Annotated in this window: 20 protein-coding genes; 5 read left to right on the top strand and 15 right to left on the bottom strand. The window is 71.3% G+C overall.

Features of this window, described 5'->3' with window-relative positions:
* Position 1 precedes the first annotated feature (1 nt).
* Positions 2-550: an XRE family transcriptional regulator gene (locus OG753_RS11165; RefSeq protein WP_327266697.1), complete on the bottom strand. Its 549-nt coding sequence runs from the start codon at positions 548-550 to the stop codon at positions 2-4.
* A 309-nt stretch (positions 551-859) separates the two neighbouring features.
* On the opposite strand from OG753_RS11165, the gene OG753_RS11170 reads away from it, so the two are divergent.
* The 4 genes from OG753_RS11170 (at position 860) to OG753_RS11185 (ending at position 5,409) form a co-directional block, all read left to right on the top strand.
* Positions 860-1,765 (top strand): 5'-3' exonuclease H3TH domain-containing protein, encoded by a 906-nt coding sequence (locus OG753_RS11170; protein WP_405792603.1) that lies wholly within the window; start codon positions 860-862, stop codon positions 1,763-1,765.
* A 48-nt stretch (positions 1,766-1,813) separates the two neighbouring features.
* The gene (locus tag OG753_RS11175) at positions 1,814-2,653 is read left to right on the top strand and encodes a siderophore-interacting protein (protein WP_405788300.1); all 840 of its coding nucleotides are present in this window, start codon (positions 1,814-1,816) and stop codon (positions 2,651-2,653) included.
* A 193-nt stretch (positions 2,654-2,846) separates the two neighbouring features.
* On the top strand, positions 2,847-4,418 hold the full coding sequence (locus OG753_RS11180) for a serine hydrolase (protein ID WP_405788302.1): 1,572 nt from the start codon (positions 2,847-2,849) through the stop codon (positions 4,416-4,418).
* A 19-nt stretch (positions 4,419-4,437) separates the two neighbouring features.
* Positions 4,438-5,409, top strand: coding sequence for an RluA family pseudouridine synthase (locus OG753_RS11185; protein WP_327261663.1), 972 nt, complete (start codon positions 4,438-4,440; stop codon positions 5,407-5,409).
* On the opposite strand, the gene OG753_RS11190 is transcribed toward OG753_RS11185, so the two are convergent.
* The 13 genes from OG753_RS11190 to OG753_RS11250 form a co-directional block, all read right to left on the bottom strand.
* The gene (locus OG753_RS11190; RefSeq protein ID WP_327261664.1) at positions 5,406-6,065 is read right to left on the bottom strand and encodes a helix-turn-helix domain-containing protein; all 660 of its coding nucleotides are present in this window, start codon (positions 6,063-6,065) and stop codon (positions 5,406-5,408) included. The genes OG753_RS11185 and OG753_RS11190 overlap by 4 nt on opposite strands.
* A 91-nt stretch (positions 6,066-6,156) precedes the next feature.
* Positions 6,157-8,997, bottom strand: a complete 2,841-nt coding sequence (locus OG753_RS11195) for a DEAD/DEAH box helicase (protein ID WP_405788305.1) — start codon at positions 8,995-8,997, stop codon at positions 6,157-6,159.
* A gap of 46 nt (positions 8,998-9,043) precedes the next feature.
* Positions 9,044-9,943, bottom strand: coding sequence for a diacylglycerol kinase (locus tag OG753_RS11200; RefSeq protein ID WP_327261666.1), 900 nt, complete (start codon positions 9,941-9,943; stop codon positions 9,044-9,046).
* Positions 9,944-9,982: 39 nt separating this feature from the next.
* Entirely contained in the window at positions 9,983-10,948 is a 966-nt protein-coding gene (gene tatC, locus OG753_RS11205) for a twin-arginine translocase subunit TatC (protein WP_327261667.1), read from the bottom strand.
* Positions 10,949-10,995: 47 nt separating this feature from the next.
* Positions 10,996-11,295, bottom strand: coding sequence for a Sec-independent protein translocase subunit TatA (gene tatA, locus OG753_RS11210; RefSeq protein ID WP_327261668.1), 300 nt, complete (start codon positions 11,293-11,295; stop codon positions 10,996-10,998).
* Positions 11,296-11,464: 169 nt separating this feature from the next.
* Positions 11,465-11,665, bottom strand: a complete 201-nt coding sequence (locus tag OG753_RS11215; RefSeq protein WP_327261669.1) for a hypothetical protein — start codon at positions 11,663-11,665, stop codon at positions 11,465-11,467.
* 26 nt (positions 11,666-11,691) lie between these two features.
* A complete protein-coding gene (locus tag OG753_RS11220; RefSeq protein WP_405788307.1) occupies positions 11,692-11,919 on the bottom strand; it encodes a hypothetical protein in 228 nt (75 codons plus the stop codon).
* A gap of 15 nt (positions 11,920-11,934) precedes the next feature.
* Positions 11,935-12,903: a WYL domain-containing protein gene (locus tag OG753_RS11225; RefSeq protein ID WP_327261671.1), complete on the bottom strand. Its 969-nt coding sequence runs from the start codon at positions 12,901-12,903 to the stop codon at positions 11,935-11,937.
* A gap of 91 nt (positions 12,904-12,994) precedes the next feature.
* Complete coding sequence (locus tag OG753_RS11230; protein ID WP_327261672.1) at positions 12,995-13,951, bottom strand: WYL domain-containing protein; 957 nt, start codon at positions 13,949-13,951, stop codon at positions 12,995-12,997.
* Between the two features lie 168 nt (positions 13,952-14,119).
* Positions 14,120-14,512: an FKBP-type peptidyl-prolyl cis-trans isomerase gene (locus OG753_RS11235; protein ID WP_327261673.1), complete on the bottom strand. Its 393-nt coding sequence runs from the start codon at positions 14,510-14,512 to the stop codon at positions 14,120-14,122.
* A gap of 28 nt (positions 14,513-14,540) precedes the next feature.
* On the bottom strand, positions 14,541-15,482 hold the full coding sequence (locus OG753_RS11240; RefSeq protein ID WP_327261674.1) for an FKBP-type peptidyl-prolyl cis-trans isomerase: 942 nt from the start codon (positions 15,480-15,482) through the stop codon (positions 14,541-14,543).
* A gap of 137 nt (positions 15,483-15,619) precedes the next feature.
* On the bottom strand, positions 15,620-16,981 hold the full coding sequence (gene pafA / locus OG753_RS11245; protein WP_030016332.1) for a Pup--protein ligase: 1,362 nt from the start codon (positions 16,979-16,981) through the stop codon (positions 15,620-15,622).
* A 128-nt stretch (positions 16,982-17,109) separates the two neighbouring features.
* A complete protein-coding gene (locus tag OG753_RS11250; RefSeq protein ID WP_405788309.1) occupies positions 17,110-18,372 on the bottom strand; it encodes an MFS transporter in 1,263 nt (420 codons plus the stop codon).
* A gap of 143 nt (positions 18,373-18,515) precedes the next feature.
* On the opposite strand from OG753_RS11250, the gene OG753_RS11255 reads away from it, so the two are divergent.
* Complete coding sequence (locus OG753_RS11255) at positions 18,516-19,514, top strand: LacI family DNA-binding transcriptional regulator (RefSeq protein ID WP_327261676.1); 999 nt, start codon at positions 18,516-18,518, stop codon at positions 19,512-19,514.
* A gap of 67 nt (positions 19,515-19,581) precedes the next feature.
* Here OG753_RS11255 and prcA read toward each other — a convergent pair whose 3' ends face one another.
* Positions 19,582-20,346: a proteasome subunit alpha gene (gene prcA / locus OG753_RS11260; RefSeq protein WP_030723373.1), complete on the bottom strand. Its 765-nt coding sequence runs from the start codon at positions 20,344-20,346 to the stop codon at positions 19,582-19,584.
* Between the last annotated feature and the right edge of the window lie 19 nt (positions 20,347-20,365).

The following is a 20,365-nucleotide window of genomic DNA, read 5'->3' on the forward strand; positions in this document are numbered from 1 at the left end:
CTCAATGTCCCGGCGACGGGGGCTCGGAGGTGGCGTGGATGTGCTCGCCCACCGCGACGACCAGGATCCGGGTGTCCTCGGTGACCGCCCGCCAGCGGTGGCGCACGCCTCCCGACAGGAACAGCGCGTCCCCGCTCTCCAGCCGGTACGCCCGCCCCTCCGCCTCGACCTGACAGGCACCCTCGACGACGTACATCAGTTCGTCGTTGCGGTGCTGGTACTCGCGTCCGGCGTCCTGGTCCCCGGTGAACTCCATCGCGTGCAGCTGATGGTGCCCGCGCACGAGGGGCCGTACGCCCGCGAGCGGGGTGAGCGCGGCGTCGTCACCGGCCCGTACGAGGTCCACCGTGCGCGCGGTGTCGGAGGCGGCCAGCAGCTCGACGGCGGTGGTCTCCAGCGCGTCCGCGACCCGCTCCAGGGACCGCATGCTGGGCCGGGCCCGCTCGTTCTCTATCTGGCTCAGAAAGGGCACCGACAAGCCACTGCGCGCCGAGACGGCGGCCAGCGTGAGGTGGAGCGCGCGACGCCGCTTGCGGACGGCCACGCCCACCCGCAGCGGCTCCTTGCCGTCCTTGTCCCTGCCCTTGTCGTCCTTGTCGTTCAGCTTGCCGCTCAGTCCGTCCGTGCCATCGGTGCCGTCGGTGCCGTCCCTGTCGTTCATGTCGGGGCTGCCCTCCCCATGTCTGTCGCACATCGGTGTGCTGTAAGCACCTTACGCAGCAACCGCCCCCCGTTTCGCGTGCACGGCCCTTCCCGTACACATGCGCTCACCGTCCGTCGCGGAGCGGGGTGTCCCGGCGGCCGGAACATCCCCGGGGCGGGTTGCGGCATCATCGACCCCGTGACGACACGACGCCTGATGCTCCTGGACACCGCCTCCCTCTACTACCGCGCGTACTTCGGTGTGCCGGACTCGGTGAAGGCCCCCGACGGCACCCCGGTCAACGCCGTGCGCGGCCTGCTCGACTTCATCGGCCGGCTCGTCCAGGACCACCGGCCGGACGATCTGGTGGCGTGCATGGACGCCGACTGGCGGCCGCACTGGCGGGTGGAGCTGATCCCCTCCTACAAGGCCCACCGGGTCGCCGTGGAGACCGAGACCGGCCCCGACGTCGAGGAGACCCCGGACACCCTCGCCCCCCAGGTCCCGATCATCGAGGCGGCGCTGGACGCCTTCGGCATCGCCCGGGTGGGCGTCGCCGGGTACGAGGCGGACGACGTGATCGGCACCCTAACGGCACGCGCTCGAGGCCCGGTGGACATCGTCACGGGCGACCGCGACCTCTACCAGCTGGTGGACGACGCCCGGCAGCGGAGGGTCCTGTACCCCCTCAAGGGCGTGGGCACCCTGCAGGTGACGGACGAGGAGTGGCTCCGCGAGAAGTACGGGGTGGACGGCCCCGGTTACGCCGACCTGGCACTGCTGCGCGGAGACCCGAGCGACGGCCTGCCGGGCGTCCCCGGCATCGGCGAGAAGACGGCCGCCAAACTCCTCGACGCCTACGGCAGCCTGGCCGGGATCATCGCGGCGGTGAACGACCCGAAGTCGAAACTGACCCCCACCCAGCGCAAGCGGCTGGACGAGTCCCGGCCGTATCTGGCGGTGGCCCCCAAGGTGGTCCAGGTGGCTTCGGACGTCCCGCTGCCGGCCTTCGATCCGGCCCTTCCCGCGGCCCCTGCGCAGCCCGAACTGGTGGATGCGCTAGCCCATCGGTGGGGTCTGGGTGGCGCAGTCGCTCGGCTGAGCAGCGTGCTGCGCCCATGAGGTGATAACTTAGGTAAGGCTAAGTTTCATGGAGTCAGGGGAGTCACCGTGGCAGAAGGACGCGCCCGCACTGTCGGCACCGCCGTCGTCGTACGCACCGAACGGCTTTCGCCGCACATGGTGCGGCTCGTACTGGGTGGTGAAGGCCTCCGGGATTTCGGCGTGGGCGACTACACCGACCATTACGTCAAGCTGCTGTTCGCGCCGGGCGGCGTGACCTACCCCGCTCCGTGGGACCTTGAACAGATCCGCGCCGATTTTCCGCGGGCGCAGTGGCCCCGCCAGCGCGCGTACACGGTACGGAGCTGGGACCCCACGCACCTGGAGCTGACCCTCGACTTCGTCGTCCACGGCGACGAGGGCCTCGCCGGCCCCTGGGCGGCGCGGGTCCAGCCCGGTGAGCTCGTACGCTTCCTCGGCCCGGGCGGCGCCTACGCCCCGGAGCCGACGGCCGGCTGGCACCTGCTGGTCGGCGACGAGTGCGCCCTGCCGGCGATCGCCGCCGCGATGGAGCGGATGCCGGCGGGCGCGCGGGTCCACGCCCTCGTGGAGATCGACGGCCCGGACGACGAGCTGAAGATCGCCACCCCGGACGGCATCGTCCCGATCTGGCTGCACCGCGGCGACCGCCCGGTCGGTGAGGCCCTGGTGGAGGCCGTCACCTCCCTGGAGTTCCCCTCCTCGGACGTCCACGCCTTCGTCCACGGCGAGGCCGGCTTCGTCAAGGAGCTCCGCCGCCACCTGCGCATGGAGCGCGGCGTCCCGCGCGAGCGCCTGTCGATCTCGGGCTACTGGCGCCTGGGCGAGACGGACGAGGGCTGGCGCGCGATCAAGCGCGACTGGAACGCCTCGGTCGAAGCCGAACAGGAACACCGCGCGGCAGCCTAAAGGTTTCGCCCCACCCCCGCCCACGCCTCGCCCAGCCCCTCCGGCACCCTTCCAACCCCGTCGGCACCCTCAGCCCCGCCGGCGTTTGAGGCGCACCCTCAGCCCCGCCGGCGTTTGAGGCGCGGGGGTCCGGGGGCGGCGCCCCCGGCAACGGCGCCGCGCGCTCCGCGCCCCCCGGCAGGACAATGGCCCCATGCGTACGCTCCCGATGCTCGGGGCAGCAGGGGCCGCGGTGCTGCTCACCGCGGCCGCGGCGATGCAGACGGCCGCGGCCACCGCCACCGCCACCGCCACCGCCGCACCCACCCCGCCCCCCGCCCCGAAGCCGCAGATCACGGACGCCGCCGTCGACAAGGCCGTCGCCCGCCTCGACCGCACCGTCGAGGACATGATGCGCCGCACCGGCGTCCCCGGCGTCTCCGTGGCCGTCGTCCACGACGACGAGGTCGTCCACATGAAGGGCTACGGGCTGCGCAGGACCGGCGAGAGCGCCGAGGTCGGCCCCGACACCGTCTTCCAGATCGCCTCGCTGTCCAAGCCCGTGTCCTCCACGGTCGTGGCCGGTACCCTCACCGACCCCCAGAAGTGGGACGACCGCACCGCCCTGCCCGGCTTCTCCCTGAAGGACCCCTGGGTCACCGACCACGTCACCACCGCCGACCTGTTCTCCCACCGCAGCGGCCTCCCCGACCACGCGGGCGACCTCCTCGAAGACCTCGGCTACGACCAGTCGTACATCCTCGACCACCTGCGCATGGAGCCCCTCGGCCCGTTCCGGGCGAGCTACGCCTACACCAACTTCGGCTTCACCGCGGCCGCCGAGGCCGTGGCCCGCGCCAAGGGCACCAGCTGGCAGAAGCTCGCCGCCGACACCCTCTTCAAGCCCGCCGGCATGACCCGTACGAGCACCGAGTTCTCCGCCTTCGCCGACTCCCCCGACCACGCCGCCACCCACGTGAAGAACCCGGACGGCACCTGGAGCCCCCGCTTCGTCCGCGACCCGGACGCCCAGGCCCCGGCCGGCGGCGTCAGCTCCACCGCCACCGACATGGCCCGCTGGCTGCGCCTGCAGCTGGCCGGCGGCACCCTCGACGGGAAGCGGATCGTCCCCGCCGACACCCTCGCCCGGACCCACGTGCCCGAGATCGTGACGCAGCCGACCAACGCCGTCGGCACCACCAGCTTCTACGGCCTCGGCTGGAACGTCAGCTACGACGGCGCCGGCCGCGTACGCCTGAGCCACTCCGGCGCCTTCGAGCTCGGCGCCAACACCAACGTCACCATGCTCCCCCTGGAGCAGCTCGGCATCGTCGTCCTGACCAATGGCGCCCCCGTCGGCCTCCCCGACGCCGTGGCCCTGGACTTCTTCGACTTCGCCGAGCACGGCAAGGTCACCACCGACTGGCTCGCGCTGGCCGCCTCCGCCTACGCCGCGGCGCTCGCACCCCAGGGCGCCTCGACGACCGACTACGCGAAGCCGCCCGCCGACGCGCGGCCGGCCCGGGACAGCGCCGCGTACACCGGGACCTACGACAACCCCTACTACGGCAAGGCCACCGTGACCGCCGACGACAACGGCGCGCTCACCCTCGCCCTCGGCCCGAAGCCCCTGCGCTTCCCGCTCACCCACTACGACGGCGACACCTTCAGCTTCGTGACCGCGGGCGAGAACGCGGTCGGCCGCACCGGGGTGATCTTCGCCGACGGCACCCTGCGCATCGAGTACCTCGACACCGAGCACCTGGGCACGTTCACCCGGCAGTAGCCGCATAGCCTGTCCCCCGATGAGACGCCGAGCCCAGCCACCCCCCTCGCCCCTCCCCCAGCGCGCCGGGATCGACCCGGTCCGGCTGCGGCTGCCGCCCGACCCCGAGGGTGCCTGGCCCGATCTCGGCGACTACCTCGCCGCGCGCTACGCCGGCACCCGCGGCGCCGGGTCGATGGCGCACCTGCTGGCCGCGGGCCGGGTGATAGGCCCCGACGGGCGGGTCCTGAACGCGCAGGACCCGTACGAGCCGGGCGCCTACCTGTGGTTCCACCGGGACATGGAGCCGGAGCCGCGGGTGCCCTTCCCGCTGTCCGTCGTCCATCGGGACGCGCACCTGCTGGTCGTGGACAAGCCGCACTTCCTGGCGACGACCCCTCGCGGCAGCCACATCACCGAGACCGCCCTGGCCCGGCTCCGCGCGGAGCTGGAGCTGCCGGAGCTCAGCCCGGCGCACCGGCTGGACCGGCTGACGGCGGGACTGGTGATGTTCAGCGTCCGGCCCGAGGACCGCGGCGCCTACCAGCTCCTCTTCCAGCGGCGCGAGGTGCACAAGGAGTACGAGGCGCTCGCGCCCCACGACCCGGAGACCGCCCTCACCCTGCCGCGCACGGTCCGCAGCCGGATCGAGAAGGCCCGCGGGGTCATCGCGGCGGTCGAGGTGCCCGGCGGCGAGCCCAATGCCGAGAGCCGGGTCGAACTGGTCGAGGAACGGGGAGGCCTGGGCCGCTACCGGCTGACCCCGCACACCGGCCGCACCCACCAGTTGCGGGTCCACATGAACGGCCTGGGCCTGCCCATCCTCGGCGACCCCGTGTATCCGCAGGTCACCGATCCGGCCCCGGACGACTACCGCCGGCCCCTGCAACTCCTGGCCCGGGTCCTGGCGTTCACCGACCCGGTCACCGGAGCCGCACACCGCTTCGAGAGCCGCCGCACCCTCCAGGCCTGGGACGACCGGCCGGGCTGGGAGGCCGGATCCGCCCGTTAGTCCCCGGCCGGGCCGACGCCCGCGATCCGCAGCGCCGCGTCGGCGGTGGCCTCCGCGAAGGCCGTCACCGGCCGCGCCGGATCCGTGCGGTGGATCAGCATGACGCCCTCGATGAGCCCGAAGACCAGGTCGCCCCGGAGCGTCAGCCCCGCCCCGTCCCCGGCCAGTTCGGCGCCGACGCGGGTTGCGGCGAGCAACACCCGGTAGGCGTGCTTGAGTTCCCCGCGCATCCGGCGGAACAGCGTGAAGCGCGAGCCTCCCACTTCGGGCAGCAGATAGAGCGCCCCCAGGTTGTACGGCCCCCCGCACAGCAGCAGTACGTCGGAGCGGCACAGCTCCCACAGCCGCCGCTCGGCGGGCCGCCCGCGGTCGGCGAGCAGCTGCCGGGCCAGCACCAGCGAGGGCGCCACCGTGGACTCCAGCAGTTCGGCGAGGAGTTCCTCCTTGCCGCCGAAGTAGTGGTACATCGTGGCCTGGCGCATCCCGGCCCGCTCGGCGACCGCCCGCGTGGTGGTCGCCGCATATCCCTGAAGCGTGAACAACTCGGCCGCCGCGCAAAGGAGTTCTTCGCGCGGCGGCCGGCCGCTCTCCGGTCTCAGCCGGTCGGCACGTGGCCGACCGACCCGTCTCGGACCTTCGTCCGTTCCCCCACTCATGACATCGATCGTCGCACAGCGCACGCCGATTCGATCATGGCAAGAGATGAGATCGGGCCGACCCCGCTCCTGGAGGAAGATCCAAGTCCGCCTAGCCGACCGAGCTGTAGGCCACTACACCCCGAAGCAGTGCGTCCACGGCCTTGCGGGCATTGCGCGCCACCGTGCTCCCGCTGTCACCGGAGGCCGCCGGAGCAGCCGCCGCGACCTGCCCGAGCACGTCGATGACCTGCTTGCACCAGCGCACGAAGTCACCGGCCGGCATCTCCGCCTCGCGCAGCACCTCGTCCAGGCTCTTGTCCGAGGCCCACTGGTACGCCGCCCACGCGAAGCCGAGATCCGGCTCGCGCTGGCCGACGCCCTCCGCCTGGTTGATGCGGTGCTCCTCCTCCAGGGCGTCGAGCCGGCCCCAGATGCGGACCATCTCGCCCAGCGCCTCCTTGGCCGCACCGCCCGGCACCTTCGGCGCGACCGCGTCGTCGGACTGCCGCGCCTCGAAGACCAGCGCCGAGACGCAGGCGGCCAGTTCGGCCGGGCTCAGGCCCTCCCACACCCCGGCCCGCAGGCATTCGGAGGCCAGCAGGTCGAGCTCCCCGTACAGCCGGGCGAGCCGCTTGCCGTGCACGGTGACCTCGTCCTCGCGCAGGTAGTCCAGCTCGGTCAGCAGCGCGTGGATCCGGTCGAAGGTGCGGGCGATGGTGTTCGTCCGGCCCTCGATCCGCCGCTCCAGCTGCTGCGTGTCCCGCTTGAGCCGGTGGTAGCGCTCCGCCCAGCGGGCGTGGTCCTCGCGCTCGTCGCAGCCGTGGCAGGGGTGCGCCCTCAGCTCGCTGCGCAGCCGGGCGATCTCGCGGTCGTCGGCGGCCGCGGCCCGGCCTCGGGTCCGGCGCTCCGGCGTGATGTGCCCGGCCTTGGTCCGCAGCTGGGAGGCGAGGTCCCGACGGGACTGCGGCGAGCGCGCGTTGAAGGTCTTGGGGATCCGCATCCGGTCGAGTGCCTCGACCGGGACCGGGAAGTCGATCGCGGCGAGCCGCTTGACCTGCCGCTCGGCGGTGAGCACCAGCGGGCGCGGGCCCTCGGCGTACTCGTACCCGCGGTGCCCGTTGACCCGCCCGGCCGGCACGCCCGGGTCCAGGACCAGCGCGAGCCCGGCGAACTTGCCCGTCGGCACGTGGATGATGTCGCCCGGCTTGAGCTTCTCCAGCGAACTGGCCGCCTGTACGCGGCGCTGCGCCGCTCCCTGCTTGGCCAGGTCCGTCTCACGGTCCTTGAGGTCGCGGCGCAGCTGCGCGTACTCCTCGAAGTTCCCCAGGTGGCAGGTCATGCCCTCCTGGTAGCCCTCCAGCCCCTCCTCGTTGCGCTGCACCTGCCGGGAGATCCCGACGACCGAGCGGTCGGCCTGGAACTGCGCGAAGGAGGTCTCGAGCAGCTCGCGCGAGCGGTGCCGCCCGAACTGGCTGACCAGGTTCACGGCCATGTTGTAGGAGGGCTTGAAGCTGGAGCGCAGCGGATACGTACGGGTACCCGCGAGCCCGGCGAGAGCCGCCGGGTCCATGCCGCGCTGCCAGAGCACCACCGCGTGGCCCTCGACGTCGATGCCGCGCCTCCCGGCCCGGCCGGTCAGCTGCGTGTACTCGCCGGGGGTGATGTCGGCGTGCTGCTCGCCGTTCCACTTGACCAGCTTCTCCAGGATCACCGTGCGCGCGGGCATGTTGATGCCCAGCGCGAGGGTCTCCGTGGCGAACACGGCCTTCACCAGGCCGCGTACGAAGAGTTCCTCCACGACCTCCTTGAAGGTGGGCAGCATGCCCGCGTGGTGCGCGGCGATGCCCCGCTCCAGCCCTTCGAGCCACTCGTAGTACCCCAGGACGTGCAGGTCCTCGGTGGGGATGGAGGCGGTGCGCGCCTCGACGATCTCGCGGACCTTGAGCCGCGCGGATTCGTCGTTGAGCCGCAGGCCCGCGAACAGGCACTGCTGGACCGCGGCCTCGCAGCCGGCCCGGCTGAAGATGAAGTTGATGGCGGGCAGCAGCCCGTCGTTGTCGAGGCGGGCGATGACCTCGGGGCGGGACGGGGTCCAGATCCGGCCGCGGGAGCGCCGCTCGCGCTCGCGGTCCGCCTCGCGGACCATCTTGCCGCGCCGCCGGTCCTTGGGACTGTAGGTCCGGCTGTTCTCCTCGCGCGCCATGCGCAGCAGGTCGGGGTTGACCTCGCGGCGCGCGGAGCCTCGGCCGCCGTGGTCGGACTCCTCCTCGAAGAGGTCGTGGATCCGCCGGCCGGCCATGACGTGCTGCCACAGCGGTACGGGCCGCTCCTCGGAGACGATCACCTCGGTGTCCCCGCGCACGGTGTCCAGCCAGTCGCCGAACTCCTCGGCGTTGGACACGGTGGCCGAGAGGGAGACCAGGGTCACCGACTCGGGAAGGTGGATGATCACTTCCTCCCAGACGGCCCCGCGGAACCGGTCGGAGAGGTAGTGGACCTCGTCCATCACGACGTAGCCGAGACCGCGCAGCGACTGGGAGCCCGCGTACAGCATGTTGCGGAGCACCTCGGTGGTCATCACGACCACCGGCGCATCGGAGTTGACGCTGTTGTCGCCCGTCAGCAGGCCCACTTTGTCGGCGCCGTAGCGCTTGACGAGGTCGGCGAACTTCTGGTTCGACAGCGCCTTGATCGGCGTCGTGTAGAAGCACTTGCGGCCCTGCTGGAGGGCCAGGTGCACGGCGAACTCGCCGACGATGGTCTTGCCCGAGCCGGTCGGGGCGGCGACGAGGACGCCTTTGCCGGCCTCCAGCGCCTTGCATGCCTCGACCTGATACGGGTCCAGGTCGAAGTCGTACATCTCGCGGAAGGGGGCCAGGGCAGAGGCCTCTTCGGCGGCGCGGATCCGGGCAGCGGCGTACCGCTCGGCGGGTGAGAGTTCTTCGGTCATCTTGCTGTCGAGCCTACCCGCCACCCCTGACAACAGTCGCGATCATTTAAGTGAGCAGCCGGACGGCCCGGGGGACGCACTCGGCGGTCACCGGCAGCAGCCCCAGGGGCTCGCCGTCCGCGTACGCGCTCAGGCCCGCCGCCTCCAGAGTGATCTTCCTGGCCCGGTGGACGGTCACCTTCGGGTGGCCGAGGTGGCGGCCCCTGTAGACCTGCGGGAACACCTTGAGCAGGGTGGCCCGGCTGCAGTCGCCGACCACCGTGATGTCGAAGAGCCCGTCGTCGGGGACGGCGTCCGCGCAGATCCGCATACCCCCGCCGTAGGAGGAGCCGTTGCCGACGGCGACCAGCGTGGCCTCGGTCTCGATCACCGGGCCGTCGTCGAGGGTGATCCGGTAGGGGAACGGCCGGAAGGCGGCCAGCTCCGCGATCATCGCCAGGTCGTACTTGAAGCGGCCGGCCGGCAGCCGCATCCGGTTGCCCCGGTCGTTGACCCGCGAGTCGAAGCCGGAGCACAGCACGGTCCCGAACCACTGCTCGCAGTCGGCGCCGCCCACCCGGCCGAGATCGATCTCCCGGATCCGGCCCTCCTTGAGGGCCTCGGCGGCCAGCCGCCCGGCCCGGGCCGGCTCCCGTACGGGCAGTCCCATGGCCCGCGCGAAGTCATTGCCGGTGCCCACCGCGACCACACCGAACGGCACCGGGGTTCCCGCCAGGGCCTGGAGCGCCAGGGAGACCATCCCGTCGCCGCCCACGGCGATCACCGCGCCGGTGCCCTCACGGACGGCGCCGGTCAGGCGGGCCAGCGCGTCGGGCGCGTCGGTGCCGACGACCGTCCGTACGGAGAAACCGGCTGCCCTGACGGCCGAAGCGGCCGGCTGCGCGGCATGCGCACCCCGGCCGCGTCCGGCGGTGGGATTGACGAAAAGGGTGACCTCGGGGCTCATCCAGCGGAATGTACGTCACCGGTCCCCGGAGGGCACCTGTCAGGTGGCGTCGTCGTAACCGTTGATCCGCTGGCGTCCGCCGTCGGCCTGTTCGGGCAGGGCCGCGGGGGCCGGGACCGTGTCCAGCTGCCCGATGGGCGCCGGGGTGAGGTCCAGCTCGGAGGCTTCGTCGTCGCTCAGTCCCGCGTCGGGGTCCTTGCGCCGGCGCCTGCGGTCGTTGAGGAGACACAGTCCGAGGGCCGCGAAGTACAGGGCCACGATCGGCAGGGCCAGCGCGAGCATGGTCGGCGGGTCACCGGTGGGGGTGGCGAAGGCGGCGAAGATCGTGATGCCGAGGACCATGCCCCGCCACCAGCCCGCCAGCCGCTTGCCGGTGAGCACACCGGTGAAGTTCAGGAGGATCAGCAGCAGCGGCAGCTCGAAGGCCAGGCCGAACACGATCACCATGCGGGTGACCAGGTCGAGGTAGTCGTCGACCGGCAGCAGGTTGCGCGCGTGGTCGGGGGTGAACTCGAGCATGATCATCGCGGTCTGCGGGAGGATCTTGTACGCGAGCACCGCGCCCGCCATGAAGAGGGGCGCTCCGACCGCGACGAAGCTGCGCGCGTACTTCTTCTCGTGGCTGTGCAGCCCGGGCGCGGCGAATGCCCACAGCTGGTAGAGCCACACCGGCGCGGAGAGCACCACGCCGGCCATCAGCGAGACCTTGAGGGCGATCGAGAACGCCGAGATGAGGCCGTTCACGGTCATGTCGGCGCAGGGGCGGCCGTTGCGCTGGGTCACCACACCGTTGGTGCAGCCGACGGAGTCGAGCATCGGCTTCAACAGGAAGTTGATGATGTCCCGGTAGAAGAAGGCGGCGAAGATCGTGATCACCAGGATCGCGATGACCGACTTCAGCAGGCGGTTCCGCAGCTCACGCAGGTGCTCGACGAGAGGCATACGCCCTTCGGCGTCCTTGGCCTGTCGTTCCTTCTTCTCCTGCTTGCGGGCAGAGTTGAGCAACCCACGTCCCTTGTCTCGTTGCAGATGACTGGCGTGTACGGCGGGTGTCAGCCCTGGGTGGTGCGGTTCGGCTCGCTCACCGGACGCGAGCTGCTGACGTCACCGGGCGCGGCCTGGATGGTGCGCGGGGCGACCGGCTGCTGCGCGGACTGGTCCGCGGCGGGAGCGGTCGTGGCGGCGTCCTCGCCGCCCTCGCCGTCCTTCTTCATGGCCTTGGCCTCGCTCTTGAGGATGCGGGCCGACTTGCCGAGGGAGCGGGCCATGTCGGGGAGCTTCTTGGCGCCGAACAGCAGGATGATGACCCCGAGAATGACGAAGATTTCCCAACCCCTGAGGTTGCCGAACATAGGTATCTTCCTTTTCTCCGAGGATCACAGCACACCGGACGGGCGCCTAGGACGGTCTCTACCGAGGATCGTAACCCCAGGGGGTTAACGCCCGGCAATCCCCGGGCGTCCCCGTCCTTGCGTCCTGACCGGTTCTTAATGCCCCGGTCACACGCATTGGTCCCGATTGTTACGGATGTACGCCGTGTCCCGCCCGGGCGAGGTCGACGGCGGCCCGCTCGAGATCGGCCGAGGCGTCCGTGATCCGGCGGCTGGCCTGCGCCACCTGCGCGGACAGCCTGCGCACCTCCCCGTACACGCGCACGGCCAGCACGGCGAGCACGGCCACTCCGAGGAAGCCCAGGGCAATTGCGAACATCGGCCACAGCATGGGGCGAGCCTAGGCCACCGGCCGGTTCAGATGCTGCGCAGGGTGCTCACGCCACCGCCGGTCAGCAGTTCCACGATGCGCTCACCGGCCGGTTTGCGTACGGCGGCACCACATTCAGGACACGTGAAGGAGTAGAAGGTGGCCCGCCGGCTGCCGCCGATGGCCAGCCGCAGGGCACCCGAGTCCAGCTCGAAACGGGCCCGGCAATCGGGACAAGATGCCTTGAAGGCGACGGGTCCGGACGTTGGCGACATCGACCGCGCTCCCCCTCAGACCTGTTCCCCGTACCCCGCGAGTGCGTCTCGAGCGGCGCTCCGCGCGCTCTCCGCCAGCTCTGCGGGGGCGACGATCCGCCCCTCGCGCCCGAGCCGCAGCGCGAGCCTCCGCAACGAGGCCGGGTCCGGGCTGCGCAGCGTGATCCGCAGGCCGCCCCCGGTCAGCTCCTCCGCGCTGTCGTGCGGGTAGTACTCGGCGACCCAGCGCCCGCCCGGCCCCACCTCGACCACGACCTCCGGGTCCTCGGCGGCCGGCTGGACCAGGCCCTCGGACAGGTCGCGCGGCTCGATGGCGGGCGGCTCGGCCCGCTCGTCCAGCAGCCGGATCTCAGCGACCCGGTCGAGGCGGAAGGTGCGCCGGGCCTCGGAGAGGTGGCACCAGCCCTCCATGTACGTGTGGCCCACGGCGAAGAGCCGGATCGGGTCGACCTTGCGCTCGGTGAGCTCGTCGCGCGCCGGGGAGTAGTAGCGCACCCACAGCCGTCGGCGCTCCGCGATGGCCCGGTCGACGTCCGCGAAGACCCCGCCCTCGGACTCGAAGGTCACCGACAGCCGGGAGCTGGCCCCGGCCACCTCGCCCGCGGCCGCCTCCAGCTTGGCCGTGGCGCGCAGCAGGGCGTCCCGGTCGCTCTCGCGCAGCCCGGGCAGGGTGGCCACCGCGCGCGCGGCCACCAGCAGCGCGGTCGCCTCGTCAGCGGCGAGGCGCAGCGGCTCCGCGGTGGACTCCCCCGAGGCATCGGGATTGCGCCACCAGATGCGCTCCCCGTCGGTGTCGATGTCGAGCAGGTCCCCGCCCCGGAAGCTCGTCCCGCACATGGGCAGCACGTCGAGGTCCGAGATCAGCTCGTCCTCGGTGATCCCGAAGGCGCGCGCGACGTCCGCGACGTGCGCACCGGGGCGCTCGCGCAGGTACGTCACCAGGGACAGCATCCGGCGGGTCTGGTCGATGGCGTTGGCAGCCATGCTGGTACGTCTCCCCCTCAGGGCACGTCTGTGGATGTCGCTGTTGTCGAACGGTGCGGCCGCGGATCGGCCGCCGGGCCCACGGACGCCGTCAGGCCCCGGCGACGGCCCGCAGCCGGTCCACGACGTCCGCCCGCAGGTCGGCGGGGCCGACCACGACGACGTCGGGCCCGAACTCCACCAGCCAGGCGTCCAGCCCGTGCCCGTACGGGATCTCCAGCTCGTCCCAGCCGTTCCCGCCCTCGCGCACCGCGGTGGCCTTGGCCCGCAGCGGGTAGCCCGCCCCGGCCCTCAGCCGGATCAGCGCGCTGCGGTCCGCGCTCTCCCCGGCCCAGCTCGCCACGGTCTCCCGTACGGTCACCACGTCCGGCACCTCGGCGGTGTACTTCGCGGCCCGGGAACGGACCTTGCCGGTGATCCGGGAGAGCCGGAACACCCGCTCCGCGCCGCGGTCCCGGTCGTAGCCGGCCAGGTACCAGTGGCCGCGCCAGCATTCCAGCGCCCAGGGCTCGACCTGACGGGCCTCGGGGCGGGCTGCGGTGGACTTGCGGTAGTCGAAGACCACCGGCCGACGGTCCCGGCAGGCCAGCATCAACGGCTCGAAGGCCGCCTCGTGGACCGGGATGCGCGGCTCGATCGCGCTGTGCTGACCCTCGTACGGGTCCTCCGCCTCGGGCATCCCGCCCGCGCGCAGCTTCTGCAGGGCCCCGCTGGCGGCCCCCGCCAGCCGTGCCTGCTGCCACACCTTGGCCGCCAGCCCCAGGGCGGCGGCCTCCTCGGCGTCCAGCGAGACGGGAGGCAGCCGGTTGCTGTCGCGGCGGGCCAAGTAGCCCGTCTCGCCGTCCAGGTTCTCCACCGTCTCGATGACGAGGCCGAGTTCGCGCAGATCGTCCTTGTCCCGCTCGAACATGCGGTTGAAGGACTCGTCGTTGCCGGCCTCCATGTAGGCCTCGATGGAACCGCGCAACTCGCGCTTGCTGAGCGGCCGGCGGGTCCCCAGCAGACACAGCGCCAGATTCATCAGCCGCTCGGCCTTGGCAATCGCCATCGACGCCCTTCCGCCCTTCTCCGCCTGCACATCCGTCGGACCGTCACACGGGCACGCCCGGATGGACGAGCCCGTGACCGCTGACCGTACCGCCCCGGCGCGTCCGGGCAAAAGCGAGGGGCCCCCGCCGGACGGCGGGGGCCCCTGCACCGATCGCGGATGTCCGGATCAGCCGACCTTGACCAGGTCGCAGACGAAGATCAGCGTCTCGCCCGGGGCGATCGCGCCGCCCGCGCCACGGTCGCCGTAGGCGAGGTGGGCGGGGATGACCAGCTTGCGGCGGCCGCCGACCTTCATGCCCTGGACGCCCTGGTCCCAGCCGGCGATGACCTGGCCGACACCGAGCTGGAACTGCAGCGCGGAACCGCGGTTCCAGGAGGCGTCGAACTCCTCACCGGTGGAGAAGGCCACGCCCACGTAGTGCACGGAGACGAGGTCGCCCTTCTTGGCCTCCGCGCCCTCACCGACCCATTCATCCTTGATCACGAGGTCCTTGGGGGCGTCGCCCTCGGGGAAGTCGATCTCGGGCTTCTGGAGGTCACTCACGGAACTTCTCCTCATACGTACGAAACGGTCAACCGGAACAGTCTTACATCACGGCGAGGATGTCGAGGCTGAAGACCAGCGTCGACTTCGCCGGGATGGTGCCCTGCTCCTTGTCGCCGAAGGCCATGTCCGGCGGGATGACCAGCAGGATGCGGCTGCCGACCTTCTTGCCGATCAGGCCTTCCTTCAGACCCTTGACCGAAAGCTCACCCAGCGGCCAGGTGACCGTCTGGTCACTGGTGTAGGTGCTCTCGAAGGACTTGTCGTCCTTCCAGGTCTTGCCGTTGAACTTGACGACGACGCTGTCGGTGTCCTTCACGACCGCGCCGTCACCCTCGAGGACGTAGTTCGAGACCAGCTTGGCCGGCTCGGCGGTGTCCTTCGGGACGGTCACGGAGACTTCCTTGCCGTCCGCGTTCGTGCCGACCTTGGGCAGGTCCTTGTTCTCCTGGGCGACTTCCTTGCCCGTGGCCGAGGCCGGGACGGTGGCGCCCTTGACGATGTCCACGACGAAGACCAGCGTGGCGTTCGGCTTGATCTTCTCGCCCGAACCCTGGGCGCCGTAGCCGAGCTCCGGCGGGATCACGAGCTCGACGCGGCTGCCGACCTTCTGACCCTCGAGGCCCTGGTCCCAGCCCTTGATGACGGCGCCGGCGCCGATGGTCAGGTCGAACGGCGCGGGCCGCCCGAAGCTCTGGTCGAACGGCTCCTTGCCGTCCCACACCTGACCGAGGTAGTTGACCTGCGCGATGTCGTTCTTCTTCAGCACCTGCCCGGTGCCCTCGCTGATGGTCACCACCTTCAGCTCCTTGGGCGGCGTGCCCTTCCCCTTCGACAGGGTGGGCGTCTCCCCGAACGCGGCACCCTTGGTGATCGCGGGAGCCCCGTTCTTCATCTGGGCGGAGTCGGAGCCGCTGTCGTCGCCACACGCTGCGGTCGTCAGCAGCAGGAGGGGTACGACAAGCAGGCCGGCAAGTCGGCGCACGGGTTCCTCAGATCTCAGACGGCAAAGCGGTCGCTCGCCACTCTAAGCCGTGCGCAGGGCCCCGTACGAGAGACGTACGGGGCCCTGGTGACGAGTGCGATGTCACACTGCGGCCACTCTGCGGCCGCTCTGCGGTCCTACATGCCGGCGATCAGCTTCTCCACCCGGTCGTCCACCGACCGGAACGGGTCCTTGCACAGCACCGTCCGCTGCGCCTGATCATTGAGCTTCAGGTGCACCCAGTCGACCGTGAAGTCCCGCCGCTGCTCCTGCGCCCGGCGGATGAAGTCGCCGCGCAGCCGCGCACGCGTCGTCTGCGGGGGCACCGACTTGCCCTCGAAGATCTTGAGGTCGTTGCAGATCCGTGCCGCCTGCCCCTTGCGCTCCAGCAGGTAGTACAGACCGCGCCGACGGTGGATGTCGTGATACGCGAGGTCTATCTGAGCCACCCGCGGATTCGACATGGTCATGTTGTGCTTGGCCCGGTACCGCTCGATCAGCTGGTACTTCATGACCCAGTCGATCTCGGTCCCGATCCGGTCCAGGTCCTCCGCGTCGATCGCGTCGAGCGTGCGACCCCACAGCTCCAGCACCTGGTCCACCACGCCGGTACGAATGCCCCGGCGCTCGGCGAAGTCCACCGCCTTGTCGTAGTACTCCCGCTGGATCTCCAGTGCGGAGGCCTCCCGGCCGCTCGCCAGGCGCACCTTGCGCTGACCCGTGATGTCGTGGCTGACCTCGCGGATCGCCCGGATCGGGTTCTCCAGGGTCAGGTCCCGCATCACCGTGCCCGCCTCGATCATGCGCAGCACCAGGTCGGTGGCCCCGACCTTGAGCAGCATGGTCGTCTCGGACATGTTCGAGTCACCGACGATGACGTGCAGCCTGCGGTAGCGCTCGGCGTCCGCGTGCGGCTCGTCCCGGGTGTTGATGATCGGCCGCGAGCGGGTCGTGGCAGAGCTGACGCCCTCCCAGATGTGCTCGGCCCGCTGGCTCACGCAGTAGACCGCACCCCGCGGCGTCTGCAGCACCTTGCCGGCGCCGCAGATCAGCTGCCGCGTGACAAGGAACGGAATGAGAATGTCCGCCAGGCGGGAGAATTCCCCGTGCCGGGCCACCAGGTAGTTCTCGTGGCAGCCGTACGAGTTGCCCGCCGAGTCGGTGTTGTTCTTGAAGAGATAGACGTCGCCCGCGATTCCCTCCTCGTGCAGGCGGCGTTCGGCGTCGACGAGCAGACCTTCGAGAATGCGCTCGCCTGCTTTGTCGTGTGTGACCAGCTCGGTCACGTTGTCGCATTCGGGAGTTGCATATTCCGGATGCGAACCCACGTCGAGGTACAGGCGGGCGCCGTTCCGCAGGAAGACATTGCTGCTGCGGCCCCATGACACAACACGGCGGAAGAGGTAGCGCGCCACTTCGTCAGGAGACAGTCGGCGCTGTCCCCTGAACGTGCACGTGACGCCGTACTCGTTCTCCAGCCCGAAAATGCGGCGGTCCATGACTGAACATTACGCCTTCTGCCCTCTTCTGAAACCGGGTTCGGGAGCGCCGTTTCGATCAGTTCCCGTCAGCGGGCCGAATGAGCGCCCCGATCACGGCCCGATCGGCCCATCCGGCGCACCACCGCTCAGCCCGTCGGCGAGACCTGTGACGGCACGTCACGGGAGCTTTCCGACGCACCGTCAGGCGAAGCCGCCACCGCGCGGCTGCGGCCGCCGGTTGCCAGCGCCCGCTGAGTGACCATCAGGACCAGCAGCGCCGAGAAGCCCGCCACGCTCGCCACGCCGAAGCCCGCCGCGGTACCGCCCAGCTCCACAGCCGGCCCCGCCGCCGCCGTCCCGATCGCCGCACCCACCCCGAAGAACGTCACCAGCCAGGAGAACGCCTCCGTCACCGTGCCCGCCGGAGCGTGCCGGTCCACGACGATGAACGCGCACGCCAGCGCCGGCGCCAGGAACACGCCCGACAGCGCCGCCAGCCCGGTCATGGACACCGGACCCGGAACCAGCATCAGCGGCAGATAGCAGACCGCCAGCAGGCCCACCAGCAGCCGCAGCCGCCGCTCCGGCGCACCCGCCCACTGCCGCGCACCGTAGAAGACGCCACCGATCAGCGCGCCCAGCCCCAGCGCCGCCATCAGCCAGCCGTACACCGCCTGACCGCCGTGCTCGTCCGCGTACGCCACGCCGGCCACCGTGATCGAACCCAGCGCCGTACCCACGAAGAAGAACGCGCCGAGCAGCGCCAGCAGCCCCCGCGAACGCAGCGCACCCAGCCAGTGCGCCTCGCGCGGCGCCGAGCGCCACTTCCGCGACGGCTCACTGACCACCACGGACAGCGCGCCCAGCACGCCGATCGCGTTCAGCGCCAGCAGCGCCCCGGCCGGGGACCACATCGCGACGAACAGCGTCACCAGCAGCGGACCGACCGTGAACATGACTTCCTGGGCCACCGCGTCCATCGCGTACGCGGCGTGCACCTTCTCCTCACGGCCGCCCAGCACACCCGGCCACAGGGCCCGCAGCCCGCCCTCCAGGGGGGGCGTGAAGAGCCCCGCGACCACCACCGCGGCGTACGCCGCCAGAGCCGACCCCGTGCCCGCGAGCGCCAGCCACACCATGCCGAGTGCCGAGACCACCGCGGCCGGCAGCTGGACCCTCGGCTGCCCGAACAGGTCCACGGCCCGGCCCAGCAGCGGCTGCCCCACGGCGTTCGCCAGCCCGTAGGCGGCGGCCAGCGCCCCCGCCAGGCTGTAGCTGCCGCCCTCGGCGCGCGTGAACAGCACGATCGCGATCGGCCCGGTGGCATTGGGCAGCCGGCCCACGAGCGTGCCCGCCAGCAGCCTCGCGGCGTGCCGGGTCCTCAGCAGCTCCGCGTATCCCGCGGCCATGTCCGCCCCCTTCTGCCCGGATCCAGCCGGGAGTACCAAGTAATACGTATAACTAGACGTGTCATACGTACCATGGCCGCAGTCCGCGGGTCCACCCCACGGACCCGGCGACACCGCCCGACCCTGCACTTCAGGAGCACCGTGTGACGAGACCCACCAGCCGCGACGTGGCCACCGCCGCCGGGGTCTCACAGGCCACCGTCTCCCTCGTCCTCGCCGGCAAGTGGCCCGGCCGCGTGTCCGAACGCACCGCCACCCTCGTCCGCGAAACCGCCACCCGCCTCGGCTACCGCCCCAACCTCGCCGCCCGCAACCTGCGCCTCGGCAGCACCCGCACCGCGCTCCTCGTCGTCCCCGCCCTCACCAACGAGTTCTTCGCCCGCGTCTACACCGGAGCCGCCCGCGTCGCCGCCGAACACGGCTTCGGCGTCGTCCTGTACCCCTCCCCCGACGGCACCGGCCCGGCCCGTGACCCCTTCGCCTCCGCCCGCGCCGCCCTCGACGGGGTCATCGCCTCCTCCATGGCCGCCGACGCCCTCGACGCCATCGGCGGCAACAGCCTCCCCCTCGTCATGCTCGACAGCGACCCCGCGGCCGGCACCGCCGCCGCCCACGTCAACCTCGCCATGGCCGACGGAATGCGCCAGATCACCGAGCACCTCCTCGCCCTCGGCCACCGCCGCTTCCTCCACCTCGCCTCCGCCGTGGACTCCTGGACCTTCGACACCCGCGCCGAAGCCCTCGGCGCCCTCCTGGGTCCCGGCACCGAGCTGCGCACCGTACGGTCCCCCCTCACCGTCGACGGCGCCCGTACGGCCATGGAGAGCGCCCTGGCGAGCCCCCGGGACCGCCCCACCGCGATCGTCTGCGACGACGACATCCTGGCCGCCGGCGCCTGCAAGGCCGCCCGTCGCCTGGGCCTGCGCATCCCCGAGGACCTCTCCATCACCGGCTTCGACGACCTCGCTCTCGCCACCGCCGTCGAACCCGAGCTCACCACCGTCCACCTCCCCGCCGAACGCGTCGGCGAACAGGGCATGACCGCACTCCTCGCCGTCCTCGAAGGCAGCACCTGGACCGCTCCCGACCTCCCCGTCCGGCTCGTCGTCCGCGACTCCTCCGGCCCCGCCCCCACCACCTGAGCCGGCCCCCGGACACGACGGAGCCCCGGCCCGCCGAAACGGCGGACCGGGGCTCATCGCACTGCGACTACTCGGCGTCGTCCTCCGGCGCCTCGTCGTTCGACACGGCATCGGCCTGCACCGCCGCCGTCACGTCCGCCTCCAGCAGCCGCGACAGCTGCCGGCCACGGATCCGCTTGAACTTGCGCTGCTGCGCACGCGTCCGGTCCAGCACCGCGACCTCCAGCCGCTCGGCCGGAATCGCCTTGTCGGCGCCGTTGGCCTGGCTGGACAGCGCCTGCACAGCCAGCTTCAGCGCCTCCGACAGGGTCATCCCGTCCTGGTGACGCTGGTCCAGGAAGGTACTGATCTGCTCGGCATTGCCGCCGACCGCGACCGAGCCGTGCTCGTCCACGATCGACCCGTCGTGCGGCAGCCGGTAGATCTGGTCGCCCGCGGCAGTCGCACCGACCTCCGCGACCACCAGCTCCACCTCGTACGGCTTCTCACCGGCCGAGGAGAAGATGGTGCCGAGCGTCTGCGCGTAGACGTTCGCCAGTCCACGGGCCGTCACATCGTCACGGTCGTAGGTGTATCCGCGCAGATCCGCGTACCGCACACCACCGATCCGCAGGTTCTCGTACTCGTTGTACTTGCCGGCGGCCGCGAAGCCGATCCGGTCGTAGATCTCGCTGAACTTGTGCAGCGCACGGGACGGGTTCTCGCCGACGAACACGATGCCGTCGGCATACTGCAGCACGACCAGGCTGCGACCGCGGGCGATGCCCTTGCGGGCGTATTCCGCCCGGTCGGCCATGGCCTGCTGGGGTGACACATAGAACGGAGTCGACACCGGCTGTCCGTCCCTTTCT

Origin of the sequence: Streptomyces sp. NBC_00029 (assembly GCF_045160505.1) — a bacterium.
Classification (GTDB): Bacteria; Actinomycetota; Actinomycetes; order Streptomycetales; family Streptomycetaceae; genus Streptomyces.